The 22,899-nt window shown below is 60.4% G+C and carries 24 protein-coding genes; 6 read left to right on the top strand and 18 right to left on the bottom strand.

Going from position 1 to position 22,899, the window contains the following annotated elements; translation table 11 throughout:
* Window positions 1-6 precede the first annotated feature (6 nt).
* The 3 genes from msrA to msrB are packed head-to-tail and all read right to left on the bottom strand — an operon-like array spanning window position 7 to window position 3,072.
* Complete coding sequence (gene msrA, locus RS887_RS14440) at window positions 7-714, bottom strand: peptide-methionine (S)-S-oxide reductase MsrA (protein WP_322615881.1); 708 nt, start codon at window positions 712-714, stop codon at window positions 7-9.
* A 30-nt stretch (window positions 715-744) separates the two neighbouring features.
* The gene (locus RS887_RS14435) at window positions 745-2,520 is read right to left on the bottom strand and encodes a cytochrome c biogenesis protein DipZ (RefSeq protein ID WP_322615880.1); all 1,776 of its coding nucleotides are present in this window, start codon (window positions 2,518-2,520) and stop codon (window positions 745-747) included.
* 33 nt (window positions 2,521-2,553) lie between these two features.
* Window positions 2,554-3,072: a peptide-methionine (R)-S-oxide reductase MsrB gene (gene msrB / locus RS887_RS14430; protein WP_322615879.1), complete on the bottom strand. Its 519-nt coding sequence runs from the start codon at window positions 3,070-3,072 to the stop codon at window positions 2,554-2,556.
* Between the two features lie 274 nt (window positions 3,073-3,346).
* Between msrB and RS887_RS14420 the strand changes: the two genes are divergently transcribed.
* The 4 genes from RS887_RS14420 to RS887_RS14405 all read left to right on the top strand — a co-directional run bounded on the left by RS887_RS14420 (window position 3,347) and on the right by RS887_RS14405 (window position 8,397).
* Complete coding sequence (locus tag RS887_RS14420; RefSeq protein WP_322615878.1) at window positions 3,347-4,066, top strand: response regulator transcription factor; 720 nt, start codon at window positions 3,347-3,349, stop codon at window positions 4,064-4,066.
* Complete coding sequence (locus RS887_RS14415; RefSeq protein ID WP_322615877.1) at window positions 4,063-5,583, top strand: HAMP domain-containing sensor histidine kinase; 1,521 nt, start codon at window positions 4,063-4,065, stop codon at window positions 5,581-5,583. The genes RS887_RS14420 and RS887_RS14415 overlap by 4 nt, the downstream gene beginning before the upstream one ends.
* Before the next feature lie 324 nt (window positions 5,584-5,907).
* Window positions 5,908-6,612, top strand: a complete 705-nt coding sequence (locus RS887_RS14410) for a hypothetical protein (protein ID WP_322615876.1) — start codon at window positions 5,908-5,910, stop codon at window positions 6,610-6,612.
* A 354-nt stretch (window positions 6,613-6,966) separates the two neighbouring features.
* Window positions 6,967-8,397 carry a PLP-dependent aminotransferase family protein gene (locus RS887_RS14405; protein ID WP_322615875.1) on the top strand — a complete coding sequence of 477 codons (1,431 nt, stop codon included), beginning with the start codon at window positions 6,967-6,969 and terminating at the stop codon, window positions 8,395-8,397.
* A gap of 108 nt (window positions 8,398-8,505) precedes the next feature.
* Here RS887_RS14405 and RS887_RS14400 read toward each other — a convergent pair whose 3' ends face one another.
* From RS887_RS14400 to RS887_RS14355, 10 genes are all read right to left on the bottom strand, one after another.
* On the bottom strand, window positions 8,506-9,309 hold the full coding sequence (locus tag RS887_RS14400) for an N-acyl homoserine lactonase family protein (RefSeq protein WP_322615874.1): 804 nt from the start codon (window positions 9,307-9,309) through the stop codon (window positions 8,506-8,508).
* Window positions 9,310-9,323: 14 nt separating this feature from the next.
* Window positions 9,324-10,283: a diiron oxygenase gene (locus tag RS887_RS14395; protein ID WP_322615873.1), complete on the bottom strand. Its 960-nt coding sequence runs from the start codon at window positions 10,281-10,283 to the stop codon at window positions 9,324-9,326.
* A gap of 66 nt (window positions 10,284-10,349) precedes the next feature.
* A complete protein-coding gene (locus RS887_RS14390) occupies window positions 10,350-11,108 on the bottom strand; it encodes a TauD/TfdA family dioxygenase (RefSeq protein WP_322615872.1) in 759 nt (252 codons plus the stop codon).
* Window positions 11,109-11,129: 21 nt separating this feature from the next.
* Window positions 11,130-12,002, bottom strand: coding sequence for a branched-chain amino acid aminotransferase (locus tag RS887_RS14385; protein WP_322615871.1), 873 nt, complete (start codon window positions 12,000-12,002; stop codon window positions 11,130-11,132).
* 31 nt (window positions 12,003-12,033) lie between these two features.
* Window positions 12,034-13,374: a lysine 2,3-aminomutase gene (locus RS887_RS14380; RefSeq protein WP_322615870.1), complete on the bottom strand. Its 1,341-nt coding sequence runs from the start codon at window positions 13,372-13,374 to the stop codon at window positions 12,034-12,036.
* Window positions 13,375-13,406: 32 nt separating this feature from the next.
* The gene (yfcF, locus tag RS887_RS14375; protein WP_322615869.1) at window positions 13,407-14,051 is read right to left on the bottom strand and encodes a glutathione transferase; all 645 of its coding nucleotides are present in this window, start codon (window positions 14,049-14,051) and stop codon (window positions 13,407-13,409) included.
* A gap of 243 nt (window positions 14,052-14,294) precedes the next feature.
* The gene (locus RS887_RS14370; protein WP_322615868.1) at window positions 14,295-14,780 is read right to left on the bottom strand and encodes a cupin domain-containing protein; all 486 of its coding nucleotides are present in this window, start codon (window positions 14,778-14,780) and stop codon (window positions 14,295-14,297) included.
* An 83-nt stretch (window positions 14,781-14,863) separates the two neighbouring features.
* Entirely contained in the window at window positions 14,864-15,358 is a 495-nt protein-coding gene (locus RS887_RS14365; RefSeq protein WP_322615867.1) for a RidA family protein, read from the bottom strand.
* Window positions 15,359-15,406: 48 nt separating this feature from the next.
* The gene (locus RS887_RS14360) at window positions 15,407-16,684 is read right to left on the bottom strand and encodes a biotin carboxylase (protein ID WP_322615866.1); all 1,278 of its coding nucleotides are present in this window, start codon (window positions 16,682-16,684) and stop codon (window positions 15,407-15,409) included.
* A gap of 42 nt (window positions 16,685-16,726) precedes the next feature.
* Window positions 16,727-17,827 (bottom strand): hypothetical protein, encoded by a 1,101-nt coding sequence (locus RS887_RS14355; RefSeq protein ID WP_322615865.1) that lies wholly within the window; start codon window positions 17,825-17,827, stop codon window positions 16,727-16,729.
* 148 nt (window positions 17,828-17,975) lie between these two features.
* Here RS887_RS14355 and RS887_RS14350 point away from each other — a divergent pair, with 148 nt between their 5' ends.
* Both RS887_RS14350 and RS887_RS14345 read left to right on the top strand, forming a co-directional pair.
* Window positions 17,976-19,394, top strand: coding sequence for a PLP-dependent aminotransferase family protein (locus RS887_RS14350; protein ID WP_322615864.1), 1,419 nt, complete (start codon window positions 17,976-17,978; stop codon window positions 19,392-19,394).
* A gap of 503 nt (window positions 19,395-19,897) precedes the next feature.
* A complete protein-coding gene (locus RS887_RS14345; RefSeq protein WP_007970376.1) occupies window positions 19,898-20,176 on the top strand; it encodes a DUF3077 domain-containing protein in 279 nt (92 codons plus the stop codon).
* 59 nt (window positions 20,177-20,235) lie between these two features.
* Here the strand turns inward: RS887_RS14345 and RS887_RS14340 are convergent, their stop codons facing one another.
* The 5 genes from RS887_RS14340 to RS887_RS14320 form a co-directional block, all read right to left on the bottom strand.
* Window positions 20,236-20,550 (bottom strand): helix-turn-helix domain-containing protein, encoded by a 315-nt coding sequence (locus tag RS887_RS14340; RefSeq protein WP_008060552.1) that lies wholly within the window; start codon window positions 20,548-20,550, stop codon window positions 20,236-20,238.
* Window positions 20,547-20,891 carry a toxin gene (locus RS887_RS14335; RefSeq protein ID WP_322615927.1) on the bottom strand — a complete coding sequence of 115 codons (345 nt, stop codon included), beginning with the start codon at window positions 20,889-20,891 and terminating at the stop codon, window positions 20,547-20,549. Before RS887_RS14335 ends, RS887_RS14340 begins: the two co-directional genes overlap by 4 nt.
* Before the next feature lie 137 nt (window positions 20,892-21,028).
* Entirely contained in the window at window positions 21,029-21,916 is an 888-nt protein-coding gene (gene cyoE, locus RS887_RS14330) for a heme o synthase (protein ID WP_008018863.1), read from the bottom strand.
* A gap of 11 nt (window positions 21,917-21,927) precedes the next feature.
* Window positions 21,928-22,269, bottom strand: coding sequence for a cytochrome o ubiquinol oxidase subunit IV (gene cyoD / locus RS887_RS14325; RefSeq protein ID WP_322615863.1), 342 nt, complete (start codon window positions 22,267-22,269; stop codon window positions 21,928-21,930).
* The gene (locus tag RS887_RS14320; protein ID WP_008000700.1) at window positions 22,270-22,896 is read right to left on the bottom strand and encodes a cytochrome o ubiquinol oxidase subunit III; all 627 of its coding nucleotides are present in this window, start codon (window positions 22,894-22,896) and stop codon (window positions 22,270-22,272) included.
* Window positions 22,897-22,899 lie beyond the last annotated feature (3 nt).

Below are 22,899 nucleotides of genomic sequence, written 5' to 3'. Positions count from 1 at the left end.
CTTCACTCACATCCCCGCCTTCACCAGCACCGGTTGTTCCTGATAGCGATTCGGGTACAGCTGTTTCAACTGCGCGACCTTCGGCAAATCGTTGATCACGATGTACGGATAGGTCGGATGCTCGGTCAGGAAGTCCTGATGTTCTTCCTCCGCCGGGTAAAAACCGTTGAAGGTTTCGAGTTTGGTCACGATCGGTTTGTCAAAGACATGCGCGGCGTCGAGCTGGGTGATGTAGGCCTGTGCGACCCGCTGCTGCTCAGTGCTTTTGGTAAAGAGCGCCGAGCGGTACTGGGTGCCGCTGTCCGGTCCCTGGCGATTGAGCTCGGTGGGGTTGTGCGCCACTGAAAAGTAGATTTGCAGCAAGGTGCCGTAGCTGACCTGACCGGGATCGAACGTGACTTCTACCGATTCCGCATGGCCGGTATTGCCGTTGCTGACACGCTCGTATTGCGCGGTATTGGCCGCCCCGCCCGCGTAGCCGGAGACAGCGTTTTTCACACCTTTGACATGCTGGAACACCCCCTGGACGCCCCAGAAACAGCCGCCGGCGAACACGGCGGTTTCGCTGTGGGCCTGGGTGGTTTCGTCGAGGGTCGGCGGTGGAATGATGACCGCCTTTTCGGCGCCGCCGAAGGAGAAGGCCGAGCATTGGCTGATGATGCCGGCAGCCGCCAGCCCCAACAGGGTACGGCGCCAGGTAAAGAGGGTTTTCATGGGGCGAACTCCTGAAGCGTTGAACAGTGATCAGCCGAAGGTGAAGGCGTACGCCGACGCCCCCGGATCAAGAAACTCGATGCTGAAGGTCCGGTCGGTCACACCGCCGCTCTGGCGCACCAGTTGATACAAGCGCTGGTCAGTCACGGTGCCGCTGCCGTCGGGCGCCACGTCCATGCCATGGGCATCGCCGGGGGCCTTGCCGTCGATCAGCACCTTGAAGCGCACCGGCTTGCCATCGGTGCCAGGGCTGAGCACCAAATGCAAGTCACGGGCGTGGAAGCGATAGACGATGCGACTGGCCGGTGCGCTGGCCGTGGCCCGCTCCGGGCCGACATGCCATTGGCCACCCAGACTCCAGTCGTTGAGGGTCAGTTGCGCCGGTGGGTTGTAGGCCGCCACCTGGTCCGGTGCCAGCGCGGTTTCCGGCACGAAATGCTCTGCACGCTGATAGCCGACGTAGGTTTCCGGCGACTGCACTTCGCTGTTGTCCGAGGCCATTTGCACGCCGTCGGCCTTGGCACTGATCAGCCCGTCCGCGACCTTGGCCGCGCCCGCCTCGCGCAGCAATTGCTGGATGACCCGCTCCGACTCGGCGTACTCGCCTTCGCCGAAGTGGTGATAACGAATGCGTCCCTGGGCGTCGGCAAAGTAATGCGCCGGCCAGTATTCGTTGTTGAAGGCGCGCCAGATCCTGAACTCGTTATCGATGGCCACCGGGTAGTTGATGCCCAGATCCTTCATGGCTTTGGTGACGTTGTTGATATCACGCTCGAAGGCAAACTCCGGCGCATGCACGCCTATCACCACCAGCCCCTGATCGCGATACTTCTCGGCCCAGGCTTTCACATAGGGCAACGAGCGCAGGCAGTTGATGCAGGAGTAGGTCCAGAAATCCACCAGCACCACCTTGCCTTTCAATGCCTGGGTATCGAGGGGTGGCGAGTTGAGCCATTGCACGGCGCCCTCCAGCGACGGCAGGTTGCCTTCGACCGGCAAGGTGCCCGGGGTTTTGTCGGCCACTGGCAGCGCCCCTTCGGCAGCCGGGTTTTGCGCCGTCATCACCTCGCTGTTACGTGGCGATTTGCCGGACAGTTTCTCAACCAGCGCTTGCTCGATACCGCCGGTCGATGCCGTGGAAAACCGCGCCAGAACGCCCGTATCCAGCCCCAGGGAAATCGCCGCCACACCGGCCAGCATCGCCGCGCCGAGACCGCGACGCAGCCATTCGCCCGCGCCAATGGAACGTTTCATCGCCGTGAAGACTTTGCCGCCCAACAGCAACGCCAGCGCAAGGGAACTGGCAGCACCCGCGGCGTACGCCAGCAGCAAAAAGGTGGTTTGAATGCTGGCGCCTTGCAGCGCCGCGCCGGTCAGCAACAGCCCCAGGATCGGCCCCGCGCACGGCGCCCACAGCAGGCCGGTGGCCACGCCGACCAGAAACGAAGCAGCGGGACGTGGCCGCGCATCGGCGCCCGCCGCCTCCGACAAACGGCTGCCCGCCGCCACCAACGGCCGGGTCAGGCGCTCGGCCAATTGCGGCAGCAGCAGCGTCAGACCGAACAGCGCGACGAACACCAGCGCCAGCCAGCGCCCGTACTGATTGAGCTGCACCACCCAGCCGCCGCCCACCGCCGCCAATGTGGCAACCAGCGCAAAGGTCAGTGCCATCCCTGTCAGCAGCGGCAATCCGCTTTTGACGAAGGGTTGCCCGGTGCGGGCGAAGACAAACGGCAACACCGGCAGAATGCACGGGCTGACAATCGTCAGCACACCACCGAGATAAGCCAGAACCAGCAGCCACATGGCGATTACCTGCAAAGAGTGAATGGGAGGGAATCACACCGTCTTCGGCACGAATTTCATCGCCAGGCCGTTCATGCAGTAACGCAGGCCGGTAGGTTTCGGGCCGTCATCGAAGACATGGCCCAGATGCCCGCCACAGCGCCGGCAGTGAACTTCTTCGCGAACCATGCCAAACGTACGGTCCTGGCGGGTGGCCACGGCCTTGTCCAGCGTCGCCCAGAAACTCGGCCAACCGGTGCGGCTGTCGAACTTGGTCGCCGAGGAAAACAACGGCAGGTCGCAACCGGCGCAGGCGAAAGTGCCCTCGCGGTGCTCGTTGTTCAGCGGGCTGCTGTAGGCCCGCTCGGTGCCTTCTTCGCGAAGGATTTCGTACTGCTCATCGCTCAGGATCGCGTGCCATTCGCTGTCGCTGTGGGTCACTTCGAATACCTCCGCTGCGCTGGCTTCACTGATCAAGGCGGAGCCTGTGGAAAACTTCGGCAACAGGCCGATCGCCAGGGCTGCAACCCCCAGACCGCCACTCGTTACAAGAAATTGCCGTCGTGAAAACATGCTCGCCTCCAAAAAATCCAGGGGTGTTTCATGGAACACAGCCTAGGCTTTGGGTGATCGCCAAATCCTCACGGGAAGTTAAACAATTCGTGATAACTCGGGCCCCGAAAAACCCGCACAATGCCTGTGCCACTGTAGGAGCGAGCCTGCTCGCGATGGAGGCCAACGATGACGCGGGGCACCTGACACCCCGTTGCGCCCTCAGGTTCTTCGCGAGCAGGGCTCGCTCCTACAGTAGTGGCAATACGCACAATGCGCCGAAGGATGGAAGTGGATGGAACAGACCAAACGAGTCCTCCTGGTCGAGGACGACCTGCACATCGCCGACCTGATCTGCCTGCATCTGCGTGATGAGCAGTTCGAGGTGGTGCACAGCGCCGATGGCGATGAAGGCATGCGCCTGCTGCAGCAAGGCAGCTGGGATGCACTGATCCTCGACCTGATGCTGCCCGGTGTCGACGGCCTGGAAATCTGCCGCCGCGCCCGCGCCATGGCGCGCTACACGCCGATCATCATCACCAGTGCGCGCTCCAGCGAAGTGCACCGGATTCTCGGCCTCGAACTGGGTGCCGACGACTACCTGGCCAAGCCCTTTTCCATGCTGGAACTGGTGGCCAGGGTCAAGGCGCTGCTGCGCCGGGTCGATGCCATGGCGCGCAACCTGAAGATGGATGCCGGCAGCCTGCTCACCGACGGCCTGGCCATCGACCCGATCACCCGCGAAGTGTCCCTCGACGGACGACGCCTGGACCTCACGCCCCGGGAGTTCGACTTGCTGTACTTCTTCGCCCGCCAGCCCGGCAAGGTGTTCTCGCGCATGGACCTGCTCAATGCTGTGTGGGGCTATAGCCACGAAGGCTACGAGCACACGGTCAACACCCACATCAACCGCCTGCGCGCCAAGATCGAGGCCGATCCGGCGCAACCGGTGCGCATCCTCACGGTCTGGGGCCGCGGCTACAAATTCGCCACCGGTGAGGAGCCGCAGCCATGAGGCTGACCCTGACGCAACGCCTGTCCCTGGTGTTCGCCGTGCTGCTGCTGGTGTGCTGCGGCACGTCGGCGTGGATGCAGGTGCGCTCCAACCAGATGCATGAGCAGGAGGTGGTGCAAGGGTTGTCCCGGGACCTGGCGCAGCACATCGCCCGTGACACGGTGCTGATGGACACCCAGGGCCTGATGCCCAACGCCGTGCGCGATCTGTTCAGCAAACTGATGCAGGTCAACCCCAGTGTCGAGGTGTACCTGCTCGATACCGAAGGCAAGATTGTCGGCAGCGCCGCGCCCGAAGGCCGGATCCGTCGCGAGCGGGTCGACCTGGCGCCGATCCAGCGCCTGTTGCGGGGCGATGCCCTGCCGATTCTCGGCGACGACCCGCGCAGCGTCGATGCACGCAAGGTGTTCAGCGCCGCACCGCTGAAGGTTGATGGCAAGCCGGCGGGTTATCTCTATGTGGTGCTGCTCGGTGAGGATCACGACCGCCTGGCCGAACGTGGCGCGACCAGCGCGGCGCTCAACACGGCATTGCTGTCCATCGGACTGGTGGCGCTGCTGTGCCTGATTGCCGGTCTCACGGCATTTGCCTTGATCACCCGGCCGTTGCGCCGCCTGACCGAAACCGTCAGCCAGTTCGACATCGATGGCGCTCCAGTCACACCGGCCCTGCCCGTCACGGTGGAAAAAGCCGCCAGCCACGATGAAATCGCCGTGCTCGATGCCGCGTTCCGGCAGATGCAGGCCCGCCTGGGCGAACAATGGCGCTCCTTGACCCGCCAGGATCAGGAACGCCGCGAACTGGTGGCGAACATCTCCCACGACCTGCGCACGCCGCTGGCCTCGTTGCACGGTTATCTGGAAACCCTGTCGCTCAAGGACGCCACGCTGTCCCCTGCCGACCGCCGTCGCTATCTCGGCATCGCCCTGGACCAGAGCCGCAAGGTCGGCGGTCTGGCGCAGTCGCTGCTGGAACTGGTGCGGCTGGAGCACGGCTTCGTGCAGCCGGTGCTGGAACGTTTTTCCCTGACCGACCTGGCCCAGGATATCTTCCAGAAATTCGAACTCACCGCCGAAGCTCGCAAAGTCGAACTCAAGGCCACGTTCGCGCCAAATGCCTCGGCGGCCTGCGCGGACCTCGGGTTGATCGAGCGGGTGCTGACCAACCTGTTCGACAATGCCCTGCGCCATACCCCGCCCGGTGGCGAGGTCGAACTGGGCCTGCGCCCGCAAGGGTCTTTCATCGAAGTCACGGTCAGCGATACCGGCCCCGGCATTGCCCCGGAACTGCGCGAAGGTCTGTTCCTGCGCCCGTTCAACATCGGCGGCGCACGGCGCGATGGCGGGCTGGGGCTGCGGATCGTGCACCGCATCCTGCAATTGCACGGGCGCGAGATTCAGTTGATCGATGTGCCGGGACGGGGTGCGACCTTTCGTTTTTCGTTGCCGATTGATGAGGAAACGGCAACTGCGTTGGCGGTTCGGTCGATGAACCTCAATACACCGAGGCAGGCCTGAAAAACTTTGGTGCCTGACCGGGCCCTATCGCGGACAAGCCCGCTCCCACAGGGTAAGTGGCTGTACGCAAGATCTGCGAACAACCAAAAACACTGTAGGAGCGAGCTTGCTCGCGATGGACGTTAACGATAACGCGTTCATTCTGGATGAACGCGGTGCCCTTGGGACCATCGCGAGCAAGCTCGCTCCTACAGAAAGGCAAAAACATGACCAGCCGCCCGTTGATCCGTGACAACACGGCGTCGGTCCAATAGATTAGTCGACCTGAAAAAGCCCCCGGGCTTTTTCGCCCCTATTCAAGTTCAAAGAAGTAGTGAAATTTCAATGTCCGATTCCAACACCGCTGAATCCGTAGTCACCTTGTCGTCCAAAGCGGAATACGAAAACTCCATCAATCTTTCACAACACGTACCCCAGGCGAAAACCATCAGCGAGATGGTGCTGGACGCTTTCCAGTCCACCCGCGAAAGCGACCAGATTCGCGAACTGCGCGCTGCGATCCGCCAGGCCCACGACAGCTTCGATGACGACAAGGCCTACGAACTGATGGGCCAGCTCAAGCAGCTCAAGGACGCCGAAGCGGCCGACATTGCCGCCCTGGAAGACTTGAGCAGCAAGTTCCCGATCAGCCGTATCCTGTCCAGCTTCAAGGACGATCCGGCGTTCCAGGAAATCGTCTACGGCCTGGCCCTGAAGGTGCTGAACCAGACGCATCAGGCCATCAGCAACCCGAGCGGCGGCAAGAGCAAAGCCGCCAAGGCGAAGAAAGAAGTCGAAGTGTTCACCATCAGCAAGGACGGCATCAGCGTCACCCTGCCGCTGCGCACCCCGCGTTCGCGCCTGAACGTCGACCGTGAGGCCCTGGAGTTCCTCGGTTTCACCTTCGTTGGCGAAGGCGAAGAGGCGGAACTGGAAAGCGAGACCTTCCTGGACAACAACGGCGCCGAGCAAGCGGTCAACCGCAAGAACATCATCACTGCCCTGCAGCAGCAGACCGCATTCGACGGCTACAGCATCGCCGCGCAGTAATCCAGACCCTTGTGGCGAGCACTTTCCTGTGGCGAGCGAGCTTGCTCGCGTTCGGCGGCGCAGCCGTCGTAAACCCTGTGAATTCGGTTTTTCTGAAGTAACGCGGGTGACTTGATCAGGGCGGCTTCGCCACCCAGCGGGAGCAAGCTCCCTCGCCACAGGTCAATCACTCAAGAGCCCCGCCATCCGTGCGGGGCTTTTTATTGCCCGTGATTCGGGCAAATCCGCGATTACTCTTCCAGTATCGACGCAGAACAACACTTCCCTTCACCCATGAGCACCACGGGTCCGCCTGCGGGGAGCGTCAACTCACTTTCCAGCCCAGACCTCTGTGGTGCAACTGCCGAGGTCAGCATGAACACGCCCCCCTTGTATCGCCAACTGGCCAGCCACTACCTGGACGCCATCCGCAGCGGCACCTTGAAAACCGGTGAACGCTTCCCCTCGATCCGGTTGATGATGGAAAAACACGCCGTCAGCCTGTCGACCGCCGTGCAGGTGTGCCGGGAACTGGAAGACTACGGTGTGCTGGAAGCCCGGCCGCGTTCCGGCAACTACATTCGCCAGCCCGACAGCGTGCCCAAGCCTGCCCCGATTGCCTTGGCGCCAGCACTGGATACCAGCGCGTATGTCGGCATTCATGAACAAGTCTCAACGGTGCTCAAGGCCAGTCAGCGCGCGACGATCAAGGTCAATTTCGCCAGCGCCTACTGCGCGCCGGAGCTGTATCCGCTCAAGACCTTGCAAGACAACATGATCAAGTCGCTGCGCTACGACGCCCGCCTGCTCGGCAGCGCGGGCCCGACCTGCGGCAACAGCGCATTGCGCAGCATCCTGGCCCGGCGGGCACTGGCCAGCAAGACCCACCTGGCACCCGAGCGGATCGTGATCACCAACGGCGCCACCGAAGCGATCAACCTGGCCTTGCGTGCGGTCACCCGCCCCGGTGACACCGTGGCCGTGGAGTCGCCGACGTTCTACGGCCTGCTGCAAATCCTCGAAAGCCTGAACCTGCGGGTGCTGGAAGTCCCGGCTTCAGCCCACACCGGGCTCAATCTGGCGGCCCTGCAACTGCTGCTGCAAGGCCCCGAACGGGTCAAGGCATTGATCGTCATTCCCAACCTGCAAAACCCGCTGGGCAGCATCATGCCCGACGCCAACAAGGCACGGCTGGTGAAACTGTGTGCCGAGCACAACACCGTGCTGATCGAGGACGACACCTACGGCGACCTGGTGGACACCGCGCAGCCGCTGTCCACGCTCAAACAGTGGGACCGCACCGACAGCGTGATCTATTGCGCCTCGCTGAATAAAACCCTGGCACCGGGCATGCGCCTTGGCTGGATCAGCGCCGGCAAATGGCACGACCGTGTGGAGATGCTCAAGCATACGCAGTCACGGGGGTGCGAGGCGTTATCGCAACTGGCCGTCAGCGAATTCATGCGCACACCGTCCTACGAACGTTACCTGCGCCGGTTGAGGAAAACCCTGACCGTACAACGCGAGCAAATGAGCGCAGCGATCACCCGCCAATTTCCCATCGGCACCAGCGTGACCCGTCCCCAAGGCGGCACGCTGTTATGGGTGGAATTGCCTCGCCGGCATTCATCGATGGCGTTTTTTCACGAAGCACTGAAGGTCGGCATCCAGATTTCCCCTGGGGATATCTTTTCCAATGCCGGGCGATTCGATCACTTTGTGCGCATTGGTTGCGGCGCGCCGTATTCGCCACGGATCGATGAGGCCCTGCAGACCTTGGGGCGCATCCTGAAAAATCAGGGTTAACCGCGACCCTGTGGGAGCGAGCTTGCTCGCGATGGCGGTGTGTCAGTTACATCAATGTTGGATCTGCTGCCGTCATCGCGAGCAAGCTCGCTCCCACAGATTGAGGGGTCATGAGAGAGGTGGCTGGTGCAGGCAAATGATATGAGGGTCGTCATTCCAGTGCGGAAAGCACTCGGCGATCAGCGGGTCGTGGCCGGGGATGACGTGGTCTTTGCCATCGGCCAGGCGATCGATCTCGGTGAACGCTTCAAGGGTTTGCGCCAGGTCATCGAGAATCGGAAACGGACTGCGCTCACGAATGTTGACCCACAAATGCGCGGCATCCGAGGCCAGCACGATCCAGCCGCGTTCCGTGTTCACCCGCACGACCTGACTGCCGGGCGTATGCCCGCCCACCGGGTGCAGGGTCACGCCAGGCACGACCTCGACAACACCGCTGTGCAAACGCATCCGCCCTTCGAACAGCGGCGGCAGCGCCGACATCACGTCTTCGACCTCGTAGGTTTTGTTCACCGTGCGATGGACCATTTTCGGCCCGGTGCAGAAACGCAGCTCCGCTTCCTGCAAATGCACGGTCGCCTTCGGGAACAACCCGAGGTTGCCGGCATGATCCCAATGCAAATGGGTCAGGATCAGGTGCTCGACCTGCGTCGGATCGATGTCCAGTTGCCGCAGGGATTCTTCCGGCAGGCGATACATCTGGCGATTGCGCCGGTGCGCCGTGGCCGGTTGAAAACAGGTGTCGACCACGATCACCTGCTGCTCGTTGCGGATGACCCAGAAGTAGTAATCCAGTGGCATCGGCGCATTCGGATCACCACAGCAGGCGTCGTAGAGAAAATTCTCCCTGGCGGTGCGCTGGGCATTGGCACCGACACGGATGGCGAACACTTCGTACACAGGCGTGGACATAAGCACCTCCGGGTTCAGGCGGCCGCCGTGGTTTTGAGGGTCGGACGAAAATCGAAATCGATCTGGTCGCTGATCCCCAGGTCATGGGCCAATTTATGCAGGCCACTGTAGTCACGCATGATGGCCGCGTTCTTGTTGCTCTCGCGGGTGTCGGCAATGATCAGCGCCGCATCCTCGACCCCGAGCTGCGTCAGAATCGCCTCCCACATGGAGTAGTCCTGAGCGATAAAGGCACTCAGCGCTACCGACAGGTTGCGTGCGAAAAATTCCCGCTGGGCGGGCTGCATGTTGGCGTACATGACCTTCGCCACTTCGGCCAGCACCTTGCTGTGGGCATATTCGTCACGGTTGTGCAGTTCGGCCACCCGGCGGTTCTGCGGCTGAATGGTCTGGTCGTCTGCCAGCAAGTCCAGATAGGCGTTGACGCTGATCTCGGCCACCACCGCAAAAGTGATCGCCGCCAGATCCCGCTGCCATTGCTCTGGCAGTTCTGCATGCAGGGCCTTCAGGCGCAGGTAAGTGACGGACGGCGGCAGATCCAGATCCTGATCCAGCGCCCGGTCCAGTTTGGTCCGCTCGATGGCGCGCAGGTGCATCAGCGTGTGGTAGTGCTCGTCGATCAGGGTTTGTTGCATGGCCTCGCGAAAATGCCAGTCATCCTTGCCCAGGTACTGATTGGCGATGACGCTCAGCGCCGGATTGACCACGTGTTCTTCAGCGGTGACGGTGCGCAGGTTGTAGCCGATCCAGCCCCAGGTCACCACGCTGCTCTTGAGTTCTTCGCTCAAGGCCTGGAATTTCGGATGATGGAAGAACGGCACCATGCACTCCGGGTAGTCCGGACGTGCGGGATCGAATGCCTCGTTGACGACGCCTCTATCCGGCGAACACACCGTGGCGCGCTTGGTCCAGGCCTGGTTGAGCCGCACGATCAGTTGATGATCGACCTGGGCGATCTCGATTGCTGTTTGCATGACGCGATACCTGTAAGGCGCGTACCCGCCAGGGGTACGCTAAAAGAATGTAGGGCGACGGAAAAATCAGGCCAGCCAATAGCGGGTCAGGTTGCGCGCCGGGTCAGTGTAACGACTGCGGGCGTGAATCATCCGCCAGTTATCCCAAATCAGCAGGCATCCGTCGGGAATCAGCACCGGAACGTTGTGCTCGACGAAGTACGCTTCGCCGAGCACGGCAAACCTGGCCAGCGGCGAGGTGCTGTTGGCGACCAGGGATTGCTGCAGGGCTTCTTTGGACGGGTTCACGTCACCGTAGTGAAACTGGTTGTAGCTGAAGCGGAAAATATCCCCGTCTTCCGTAGGCGTGAGGATGTACTCCCTGACCCGTCGTTGCCCCGGTTCGCCCGGTTTGGCAGTGGCGACAAATTCTACCGGCGTGTCATCCAGCCACTCACGCAGTTCCGGTTCGCTGTGCTCCAGGGACTTGAGAAACTCATAGCCATCCACCAATCCGGTATGCCCGCCGCCGCACGTGGCCTGTTTATGGCAATGCAACGCCAGATAGCGCGGCGGCGGCCCGTACACCGGCGCCTCGGTGTGCGGGCCGATGCCGTTCATGCTCTGGGAATACGGCAAGTCTTCGTAACCCGGCTTGCGGGTAATGGCAAAGGCCATCTGGCCGTTGAACTGCGGAATGATCCGACCGAACTCTTGCAAGGTGCCTACGACATCGTCGGCAAATTCGTCGGGGGTCAGTACCGTCCAGCCCACCGTCGACAGTTCTTCATGACGATGGCCGAGCGAAATGTAAGGTCGAGACGCAACAATCCCTTGATCTGACATGGTGAGATTCCTGGCAGGTGATCAGGCGTTTACGGTTGAGGTGTAGGCGGCAATGAAGTCGCGGCAGGCGCCACCCGGTCGATAGCGCTGCTCATCGATGCTCTGCACCGGAGTGATTTCGGCGGCGGTGCCGGTGAGAAAACACTCATCGAAGTCGCCAAGTTCCGTAGGCAAAATCGTGCGCTCGACCACCTGATAGTCCAGCGCTTTGGCCAACTCGATCACGGTCTGCCGGGTGATGCCGTCGAGGAAGCAATCCGGCAACGGGGTGTGCAGCGTCCGGCCTTTGACGAAAAACACATTGGCGCTGGTGGCTTCGGCAACGTGGCCGCGCCAGTCGAGCATCAGCGCATCGTGGTACCCCGTGTTCTCGGCGTCGTGCTTGCTCAGCGTGGCGATCTGGTAATGCCCGGAGGCCTTGGCCTGGAACGGGCTGCTGCTCGGCGGCGGGCGGCGCCAGCTCGCGGTTTTCAAGCGGATGCCGGCCATGCGCGCCGCCGGGTCGAAATAGCTCGGCCACTGCCAGCAAGCGATTGCCACGTGCACACGGTTGAAACGCGCCGAGGTGGAAATCATCTCACTACCGCGCCAGGCCACCGGGCGCAGATAGCCGTCGACCACCTTGTTGCGCTGCAGCAGTTCATGGCTCGCCGCTTCCAGTTCCGCCAGCTCATAGGGGATGGCAAAGTCCATCCATTGTGCCGAGCGATACAGGCGCTCGCTGTGCTCGCGCAGCTTGAAGACCTTGCCGTTGTAGACCCGCTCGCCTTCATACACGGTGCTCGCGTAATGCAGGCCATGGGTCAGCACATGCAACTGCGCCCGGGACCACTCGACGAACTCGCCGTCGAGCCAGATAACACCCTCGCGCTGATCAAACGGGATACTGCTCATATCCATATTTCCCCATTGTTCATGAATTTTCCTACGCCGTTTCCAGCAACACAGGTATCAATTCCGTCACGGCGGCGAGCTCGGCTTGAAAGAAGAACGAACGCTCGCCGAATGCCGGTTGCAGGTCGTCGAACCAGGTCACGTGCGGATCGAAGCGCGCATGGAACGTGCGCAACACCCATTGCGGATTGCGTGCCTGGAGGAACTGCAGGACGAAGACCTTTTCCCCGGCGACGGTCTCGATGCCGTTGATCAACACCTTGCCGTAGAAGGTGCTCATCGACGGCCCGCGCACCGTGCGCGCAAGCCCCGATACCGTGCGGTACGCCGCCTGAAAGATCTCGAAGGCCCGGGCCAGCGGCATTGCGAAGTAGTGGCTGGGGCCGGTGTCACGCTCGACGAACATGTAATAAGGCACGGCCCCGAGCCGCACGCCTTCGGTCCACAGCGCTGCCCAGTCGGCCGGGTTTTCGTTGATGTGGCGGATCAGCGGCGCCTGCATGCGCACCGTCGCGCCTGTCGAGCGAATGCGCTCGATGGCCTGACGGGCGATGGCCGGGCGGATCTCCACCGGGTGGTTGTAGTGCCCCATGATCGACAGGTTTTTCCCCGCCGCAACGATTCGCCGGAACAGTTCCAGCAGCTCAGGTGCATCCTTGTCGCTGACAAAACGCTGCGGCCAGTACGCCACGGACTTGGTGCCGATGCGGATGCTCTTCAGGTGTGGCAATTGCAGCAGCGGCTCGATGTAACCGGCCAGTGAACGGGTGTTCATGATCATCGGATCGCCGCCGGTAATCAGCACGTCGGTCACTTCGGTGTGCAGCCTCAGGTAACTCAGCAGTTCCTGGGACTCACGGGCGTTGAACTTGAGTTCTTCTTCGCCAATGAACTGCGCCCAGCGGAAACAGAAGGTGCAGTACGCGTGACAGGTTTGACCGGCACCGGGGAAAAACAGCACGGTCTCGCGGTATTTGTGCTGGATGCCCGGTAGGACTTTGCCGTTGAGGGTGACACCGTTGTGGGTCAACTGCCCGGCCGGATGAGGATTCATGCGCAACCAGATCGCCTCGATCCGACGCTTGATCGCCGCGCTGTCGTCCTGCTCGATCAGTTGTTTGAGCGAGGCATATTCCTCCGGCAGCAGCATGTCCTTGTGAGGAAAGGTCATGCGGAAAACCGGATCGTCGGGAATGTTGTTCCAGTCGATCAGCGTGCCCAGCACGTATTCGTTGGTGCGAAACGGCATGACCCGGGCGACCACGGTCATGGCCTCCTGCAACGCCGGCGTCAGTTTGTGCCAGTAAGGTGAGTCGCGGATGGTGCGTGAGTTATAGGGTTTGTAGCGTTCGTGCTCCGACAGTCCTTGCATGGCCGCGCTCCTGGTGATTGCCCTGAGAGTTGTTACGCAATGGCCGGCGCTTTGCGCTCTATGTCCATCCATGCCCGGACGCTGTCGCGATCCCACTGGCGGCGCACATAGGCCGAGAGCCGTGCCGGCACCGGATCGCCGTTGGCAACCAGTCGGTTGAGCATGATTGCCAGGTCGGTGTCGGCAATGCTCCAGTCACCGAACAGATGCTCGGCGCCCTCCTCCAGCAAACGGTCGGCGACGAAGAACAGGCGCTCGACAGCGGCTTGGGCATCGGCGCTCAGGGGCACATTTTTTTTACCGAAGTAGACCAGGTCAAACGGGCGCTCCTTGCGCACCACCAGCAAGTCACTGCGCAACCAGGCCTGCAGTTGACGGGCACGGGCGCGCTGCTGGATGTCCTGCGGATAGAGCTTTTTATGCCCTGGGGAAAGTTCATCGAGGTATTCGGCAATCGCCGATGATTCCGACAAGGCAAAATCTTCGTGAACCAGCGTTGGGATTTTGCATGTCAGAGAAAGATCGCGATAACTCGGCATATAGTTTTCGCGGCTTTTTAGATCCACCACAACAAGTTCAAATGAAAGTTGCTTTTCCTTGAACGCCACAAAAGCCGACATCGCAAAAGCGCTGACATAATCGGCGCCAACATACAGTTTTAGCTTCCTGTTTTCCATAGAACACTCCATTCACTGACTGCAGGGATTAACGTGCATTGGAAGTGATCGTAGTTAGTTGAATGAAGGCTGAATAGATACAGAATTTGTTCGTTTCAATCGATACAGAAAGTTGTTTTTCACCGGCAGATACGCAGCCAAAACCCCGGCAGTACCGCTGTAAAAGGCGATACCTAGGCAGGTTTTGAAAACAAAAAAAGGGAGCCAACGACGGTTGGCTCCCTCGGCTGATGCGCTGGGAAATTACGGCTGGGTAGTGATCAGGCCTTGGCTGTCGGCAAAGTTCGAGAGCAGTGCCATTTGTGGCATGTTGCTCATGTTCAGCATCGCCAGAGGCTCGTATTTGCTGGTATTGACGAACCCATGTCGGGTCCAGGCCGGCACCAGCAGCACGTCGCCGCTGCTGACCTCGACCTCGTCGGCATCGCCGAGGGTCAACACGCCGCTGCCACACTGGATAACGAACAGATGCCACCAGGAATGGGCATGACCGTTGAGCGTCACGCCGGGGTTCAGCCATTGCATGGCGATCGCCATCCCAGGCGTTACTTCACAGCCTTCAATGCTTTTGTCGTGAGCCAAAGCGACAATATCAATGTCGCTGGCTTCAAGGGCCTGACGCATACCCGCTAGTTCGGCGCCTTTCCATACCTTGGGACTTGGCGTTCTATGGTGCAGGCTTTGACGAAAATCCCTATATGAGAAAAACGCACCTTGAAAGTTATCCATTCGCACGTCCCTTCTTCTTATTTCCCATACTTTAGCGCTAAACCTTAAGTTAACGGTTCAGCACTGTAAAGTCGGGAGATAATTTATAAAGCCGATGGGCGCAAGGCTGCAATCATGTCCACTTCTATCGCGGCATTCTTGGGTAACTGATAAACACCGACTGTAGTGCGCGTATGTTTACCGGCATCGCCCAGTACATGGCTGAACACATCCGAGGCGCCATTGGCCACTTCACTCAAATCGACAAAGTCCGCCGTGGACTTCACATAGACCGTGACCCGGATCAATGACTTGATCTTGTCCAGCGAACCAATGGCATCGACGATCAACGCCAGCCCACGCATCGCACTGATGCTGGCGGCCGCTTGCGCATCGGCCATGGTGAGGTCCAGTCCAACGCGGCCGGGGTAATGGATTTTGCCGTTCATGCGCGGCACCAGGCCGCTGATGTACAGCTCATCGTGATGCCGGATCAGCGGCGCGTAGTGCCCACCTGCGGTGTTTTCGCCGTAGATGTCATAACCAAACTCTTTGGCCAGGGCGATGAAGCGTTCATCGCAGGTCATGTGCTGGATCATTGATCGAACCCTCTTGATCAGTAATGCAAAAAACGGGTGCTTGCTGGCTCAACACACGGCGGTGGCCGGTGCCAGACAAGTCACCTCAGTGCGTGACTCAATTGCCTCGGCCAGACGCAACAGCTCGTTGCTCAGTTGCCCGTAGTGTTCGTTGAACAACACGATGTGGCCGATGAATGAGAAGTTGTCCTTGACCAGCGCACTGACCGAGTCGCCGATTCGCTTGGCGTACTGCCCTTCCACCAGGTCGATATGCAGTGTGCGGGCCAGGGCCTCGATGTCAGGCGTTGCGCGCAGGATGCCGCCGCTCGGCGCCCTGAGCAGGCGAATGCCGCAGTAGCCGCGAGCCACTGGCTGGTGCTGTTCGGTCTTGCCTTCCACTGCCCAGCGCACCCAGCGCTCCCACGGATCGAAATTGACGAAGGCGCGTTTGGCCAGGTCCCAGATGTGCATGCCGCCGGGGCGCATGTTGGTTTCCACGGCGGAGGTCAGGTTGTCGCTGCGCAGGAACACTTCGTTGTGCCAGGCGCCATTGTCCTGGGACACCAAAGACGACATATGCCGACCGGCTGCCATCAAACGCGTCTGTACTTCAGCCGGAAGCGGTGCGGGTACGACTTGCTGGATCTCTGCACGATAGGCGCCTTCGGTGGTGGTCTTTTCAGTGACCCAGGTGCTGCCCGCCACACAGTCCCAGCTGTATTCGCGGGCGTTCTGCACCAGTTCTTCAAGGACGATGCCGCCTTCGCGGTAAGGTTTCAGGGCGAGCCAGGCGTCATCGCATTCCGAAGGGTGCTGGATGACACGACAGCCCCGGCTCGCGCCTTCGCACGCGGGTTTGATGAAGGCCTTGCCGCCCAGTTCGACGACGCGTTGGCGCAGTTCCGGCAGGCTTTCGACCCGCGCGGAAAACACCGGCCGGTATTCTTCGGGGGAGGTGCCGGCCGCCGCTTCGAGCCGGCGAAAGATCTGCTTGTCGAGGCCCGCCCGGGCTTCGTCGGGGGTAATGCCCGGCAGACCGAAGTGACTGGCCAGTGCGGCACCGAGCAGCACGCCACGGTCGGAGAACGGCAGCACGCCGATCAGCTTCCAGCTGTCGGCATTCAGGCACCCGACCACCAGTTCAAGGGACGCCGCCACATCTTTCTCGGCCAGCGAAGTGCTGCAGACGTGATCGGCTACCTGATCGTCATGGGGCTGAATCTTCTCGACCAGCAGGATGAGCCTGGCGTTGTAGAGCGACTTGCACAGCTCGCGCAGTTTCTGGATGTCGTGAACGCGATTGCCGTTGTAACCAACCACTACTACACATGAAGTCGTATTCATTGATGCCCCCGACCTGCAAGTGAAAACCGCAACGACGCTGACTCAGTCATGCAGCGACGCATTGGATTTACGGTTGAGCCAGTACCAGGCCAGGATCCCGCCGGCGCCGATGGCGGCGAGGACCAGCACGTTGTACGGCGCCGGCACCACTCGCATGATCAACACGGTCAGCCCGGCCCCCACACCCAGGGACACTTCCTTGACGAACATGTTGTTTTGCTTGACCGAGAAGTAATCGAGGTAGCTGAAGGCGCATTCGGCGATCGACAGCAGCGCCACCCAGATCAGCGCCCCGGCGAGGGTTTCGACGCGGAACGCGGCTGGCGAAGACAGCACGGCAAAGCCGCCGACGATGATCCCGATCACCGCCACGACCTTGAAGCGCCCGGTGCGCTCGATCAGTTTCATCACCGGCACCTGGGCGAACACCACCACGGCGCTGTTGAGAATCAGCATCAAGCCGTACCAGGCCGGCAGCTCGCCGGTCTTGAGCAGGATCGCCTGTGGCAGGATGGAGAACACCCCGAACAGCTTGATACCCATGATGATCCCGGCAATCACCCAGGGCAGTTTGTTGCCCCGGTTGCTGCCGACCTGACTGGCCGGGCGGGCGACCACCGGTTCGCTGGTGAAGGTGGCGCCGAGGGCGATCGGCAGGCACAGCAACACGAACGCCGCCGCACCGAGGAAAAACATCGTAGGCGTGAGAAGCGGCGACAGCAGGATCAAACCGGCCACCAGGCTGCCCATGTTCATGGCCACGCGGTTGTAGGCCGCGCCCTCCTTGGTCTGGGCCGCTTCGCTCTTGATCAGGTACCCGGCAATGGCAATGCCGTAGGCAAACAGGGCCGCAGCAAACATCACCATGCCTTGATTGCTGGTCAACGCCAGCAACACCAGCCCGAGGCCGGCACACAGCAGCGTAACGCTCAGGGAGCGGCGGCCAAGCACCAGTAAAGTCAGGGGCAACAGCAGCAGCAAGGCGCGATATCCGAGGGCCAGGATGCTGTTGGTGGCCGTGTCGAGCCAGACGTTGGCCTTGCCCAGCACCGCGAACAGCGAGACAGCGGTGATGATCCGGATCGTGAATAAGCGCAGGTTAATGACCGGTTTGGCCACCGCGACCGTTGTTTCGACACTCATGCAACACCTCAAGAACCGGGTGAATGCCCGCCGACAAAGGCCGACACCCAGAAAAGTCTGTAAGGGCATGGTAGTGAGAGAGGCGTGTCCTGATCAGGGCAAGTTCGTATAGAATCCAACGAACTTTACTGCCGCAGAGACCAGTAAAATGCAGGTTCAACGTGCAGTCATTGCCGCCATTGAATTCCAGCCCGGCATGCCGCTGGTGCAGCAGATCGTCGATCAACTGACCCAGGCGATCAGTACCGGTGGCCTGCCCCATGGCGCCAAGCTGCCACCGATTCGCGAACTCTCCGACTTGATGAATGTGGGCAAATCCACGGTGGTCGATGCACTGGACCGCTTGCGGGCCAAGGGGCTGGTGGTGTCACGCCAGGGTTCGGGGCATTACGTGCATCGCTCCAGCGCCGCGCTGCAAAGCGGCACCGGCCCGGACCTGCAACCCCAGGACACCCTCAGCGTGGTACGCCGCGCACTGCTGCTGGACAACGGCGCGCTGCGCCCCGGCTGCGGTTTTCTGCCGACCTCCTGGCTACCCGCCGAAGAATTGCAGAAAGCCGTGCGCAGTACCCTGCGAGCGACGTCGTTGCGCATGGGCGAGTATGGCGTGGCCGGCGGTTACTTGCCGTTGCGCCAGGCCTTGCGGGTCAAACTGGCGACCTTCGGCATCGAAGCGCCGGTGGACCAGATCATCACCACCGCCAATACCATGCAGGCCATCGACCTGCTGATGCGCCTGCTGGTCAAACCCGGCGACACCGTGCTGCTCGACGACCCTTGCTACTTCAACATGCACGCCAACCTGGCGCTGCACGGGGCCAGGGTCATCACCATCGCCCGGGATTGCGACGGCATGGACCTCGACGCGTTCGAGCAACTGCTGATTGCCCACAAACCCGTGCTGTACATGACCAACAGCACACTGCATAACCCCACCGGCCACTCGTTCAGCCCGGCCCAGGTTTACCGCCTGGTGGAGTTGAGCCACCGTTACGGTTTCCACATTGTCGAAGACGATCTGTACTGCGACATCCAGCAACGCCGCACCCCGCGCCTGGCGGCCAGCGGGCTGGACAACGTGAGTTATGTCTCCGGCTTCTCCAAAACCCTGACCGCCAACAGCCGGGTCAGTTATACCGTGCTGTCGCCGCAACTGGCGGCACGCATGGTCGCCCTGAAAATGGCCTGCGGTGGCGTGACCTCGGAACTGGCGGAACAGATCACCTGCACCATGCTCAGCGATGGCAGCTATGCCAAACATGCGCGGCGCACGGTGGATCGGCTGTATGAATCCAATAGCCGCGTGGCCAGTTGGCTGGCGCAGGCCGGGTGTTCATTGTCGTCGTTGCCGGGCGAAGGCGTGTTTATCTGGGCAAGACTGCCGGACGGCTTGCATGCCGAGCATCTGGCTCGACAAGGGCTGGAAAACAATCTCGTATTGGCGCCGGGCACGTTGCTCAGCAAAGGGCCGGATGCCAGCCATTTCCTGCGATTCAACGTGGCGCACAGCGATAGCCTGCAGGTGCGCGAGCGGTTTTTCCGGTTGCTTGATAAACAAAGTAAATAACCGTCGACCCCAAATCCTGTGGGAGCGGGCTTGCTCGCGAAGGGGCCGTAACATCCAGCATCACTGTCGCCTGACACACCGCCTTCGCGAGCAAGCCCGCTCCCACAGGGATTGCGGTGTCCAATGAGATCCCCGGCCACCAGATCGCTACGATTGCCGACCTCATCCTTGCCGGCTAACTTCGCCCCCCGTCGCTGCCAATTCAGCGACCGGGCCTGATAACCCGAGTAAGATACGGGCGCACAAGCGCCACCAATCACGATTGCCGGCGCTTTTTTGTGTCTACACACTCGTGCAATGGCGGCTGTGCGTGGGAGACCTTCGGGTCTGCCGGGTTCCTGTATCTCCGGTTTATCAGCCCGCGCATAGCTGCCACCCATTCGCCTGATAACGAACGTGGTAGCTCTCAACTTGATACGGGAGTTTTACTCATGAACGCTATTGATCAGTCTGCTACACCAGTCACGCCCCTCCACCCCCAGCCCAACAGGAGGTGAAGCCCAATGACCAATCCCCAAGACCTGAAAACCATCGGCCTCACCCCCTTCTCCTATCACGCCAACGAACCGCTGTTCCGCATCAACGCCGGTGTCCCGGTGATTGAAGCCCTCTACCACGCCTCCGACCTGCTCCACGTAGCCAAACTGCTCGCCTCAGACGCCGCCATGGTTCGCGACTCCGACCGTCACGCCTGGGCCTCACATTTTTTGCAGGACATGAGTAAGGCAATTATCGATGACGTGGTGAAGGTGCTCGATGCACCGTGTAACAACCGCGCATGAATGAAAAAACCCCGCGTTTCGTTTGAAACGCGGGGCTTTTCAGATATTCGACGATGTGATCAAACGACTGCCAGTCGATCAACCATATCCGGGAATTTCTCAACCAACCTGATCAGCAAGGCGGCCTGAGCGTTGGGCTTCGACTTTTCCTGCTCCCAGTTTCTCAGGGTGCTGGGACTGGTTCGAATTCGCTTGGCAAAAACAGCCTGGGACATGTGTAGCTTTTCCCGTAGCGCAACGATCTCTTGCGCCCCCACCTCAGGTGCAGGAATGTCCTCCACTGTCGTGTTGCGCAACGTGATCTTGCCTTCGCGTTGAGCCGCCATCTCATCAACGCCCTGCATCAACTCTGCAAACAGGTCGCGTTTTTTCATGGGGTACCTCGTTTTTTCAACTCTGTCTCTATGGCTTTCTTGAGCACCTTCTCTTGGTCGGCGGTCAAGTTCTCAAGCTCATCTTTGTCATAAATTGCAAACATCCAGAACTGGCCATCATTCATAAGCCAATAATAGATAACCCGCAAGCCACCTCGCCTACCTTTACCTCGGCGCCCGTCTGCCCAACGCAGCTTTCGAAAACCGCCTGTTCGAGGCATGACATCACCCGCTTGTGGGCTCAGCTGCATGTGCGACTGCAACGCACGATACTCATCATCCGTCAGATAATCGCCAACGGTAGAAGTGAAAGATGTGGTTTCGAAGAATACAGTTCGCATCGGAAAACTATATGCAATTTGCTTATAGTTGTGCAACCAACGAATCATCTTCCTGACGAGCAGCCCTTGCGATTTGCACCAACAAAAAGCCCCGCTCTTCTCTCGAAGGCGGGGCTTTTCTTTACAACATCCGACGCTTAAGGCGCGTACGTCAGCAGCAGCTCGGTCGGCACTTTGAAGTCCAGGGACATCATCACGCTCAACGCGGTAATGGTGAAGATCGAGAACACGAACAGCTTGCGTGCCCAGACCGTGTCATCCACTGCCTTGTAGCCGGTCCAGGCCATGTACAGCCAGTACATGCCCATGGCCGCGGCGACGGCGAGGTAGCTCATGCCGGCGTAGCCGCTGAAGGTCAGCATCAAGGTCGCCACGAGGAAGGCCAGGATGTAGATCAGGATGTGCTTCTTGGCCACCTGGATCCCGCGCTTCACTGGCAGCACCGGAATCGATGCGGCCAGGTAATCGTTGAAGCGGAAGATCGCGATGGCGTAGGAATGCGGCATCTGCCACAGGCTGAACATCACCAGCAGGGTCAGTGCGGCCATGTCGAAAGTGTTGCTCACCGCGACGTAACCGATCACCGGCGGCATGGCGCCCGACAGACTGCCCACCAGCGTGCCGTGAACCGACTTGCGCTTGAGGTACAGGCTGTAGAAGCCGACGTAGATGATGAAGCCGATGACTGCGAACAGCGCGGCCAACGGATTGGCCACCTTGTACAACAGGGCAACGCCGGCGACACCCAGGACGGTCGCATAAACCAGGGCCAGTTTCAGGGAGATCAAGCCCTGGACCAGCACCCGGTTCTTGGTGCGTTCCATCTTCAGGTCGATGTCGCGGTCGATGCAGTTGTTGAACACGCAACCGGAGGCAACCACCAGGGATGTGCCGATCATGGCGGCCAGGAAAATGGCCAGATCGACATGCCCTTTGGAGGCCAGGAAAAATCCGCCTGCCACAGAAAGCACGTTACCGAAAATGATCCCCGGTTTGGTGATTTGGATAAAGTGCTTGAGGGACATGCGGATTTACCTCACTTCGCCATCATGAACGTGTGGATGCTGAACATGATCCACAGCGACAAGCCAACCAGCAGGACAATCACGATCGCGGCAAAGACAAACGCGATCACGTTGTTACGCTGCGCAGCCGAGCGGTCCAGATGGAGGAAGTACACCAGGTGCACCAGCACCTGGATGACTGCGAACGCGACGACGATCATCAGGGTGATCGACTTCGGCAGCGTCGGGTACATCACCAGACCGAACGGGATCAGGGTCAGGATCACCGACAGGATGAAACCGATGGCGTAGGACTTGACGCTGCCGTGACCGGCGTCATCGTGGCCATGGTGGGAATGAGCTGCGTTAGCCATTTACATAGTCCCCATCAGATAAACAACGGTGAATACACAGATCCACACAACGTCCAGGAAGTGCCAGAACAGGCTCAGGCAGCTCAGACGGGTCTTGTTGGTCGCCGTCAGGCCTTTTTTCTGCACCTGGTACATCATGATCGCCATCCAGATCAGACCGCTGGTCACGTGCAGACCGTGGGTACCGACCAGGGTGAAGAACCCGGACAGGAAGCCGCTGCGGTTCGGACCGTAGCCTTCGGAGATCAGCATGTGGAACTCGTTGATCTCCATGCCGATGAAGCCGGCACCGAACAGGAAGGTCATGGCCAGCCAGCCCAGGACCTGCTTCTTGTTGCCACGGAAGAACGCCAGCATGGCGAAGCCGTAGGTGATCGAACTGAACAGCAGCAGAGCGGTTTCGCCCAGTACGTATGGCAGTTCGAAGATGTCGTGGCCCGACGGGCCACCCGCTACGTTGTTAACCAGTACCGCGTACGCCGCGAAGATCGATGCAAACAGAATGCAGTCGGTCATCAGGTAGAGCCAGAAACCGTATACGGTCATCTCGCCCGAGTCGTGGTGATGGTCATCATGCCCATGTCCATCGACATGGGTGTGTCCAGCATTGGTCACTAAGTTCGACATGGT

It is taken from the genome of Pseudomonas sp. BIC9C (assembly GCF_034541995.1).
Classification (GTDB): domain Bacteria; phylum Pseudomonadota; class Gammaproteobacteria; order Pseudomonadales; family Pseudomonadaceae; genus Aquipseudomonas; species Aquipseudomonas fluorescens_CC.
Note: the sequence above shows the minus strand (reverse complement) of the source record. Positions and strands in the feature narration are given on the sequence as shown.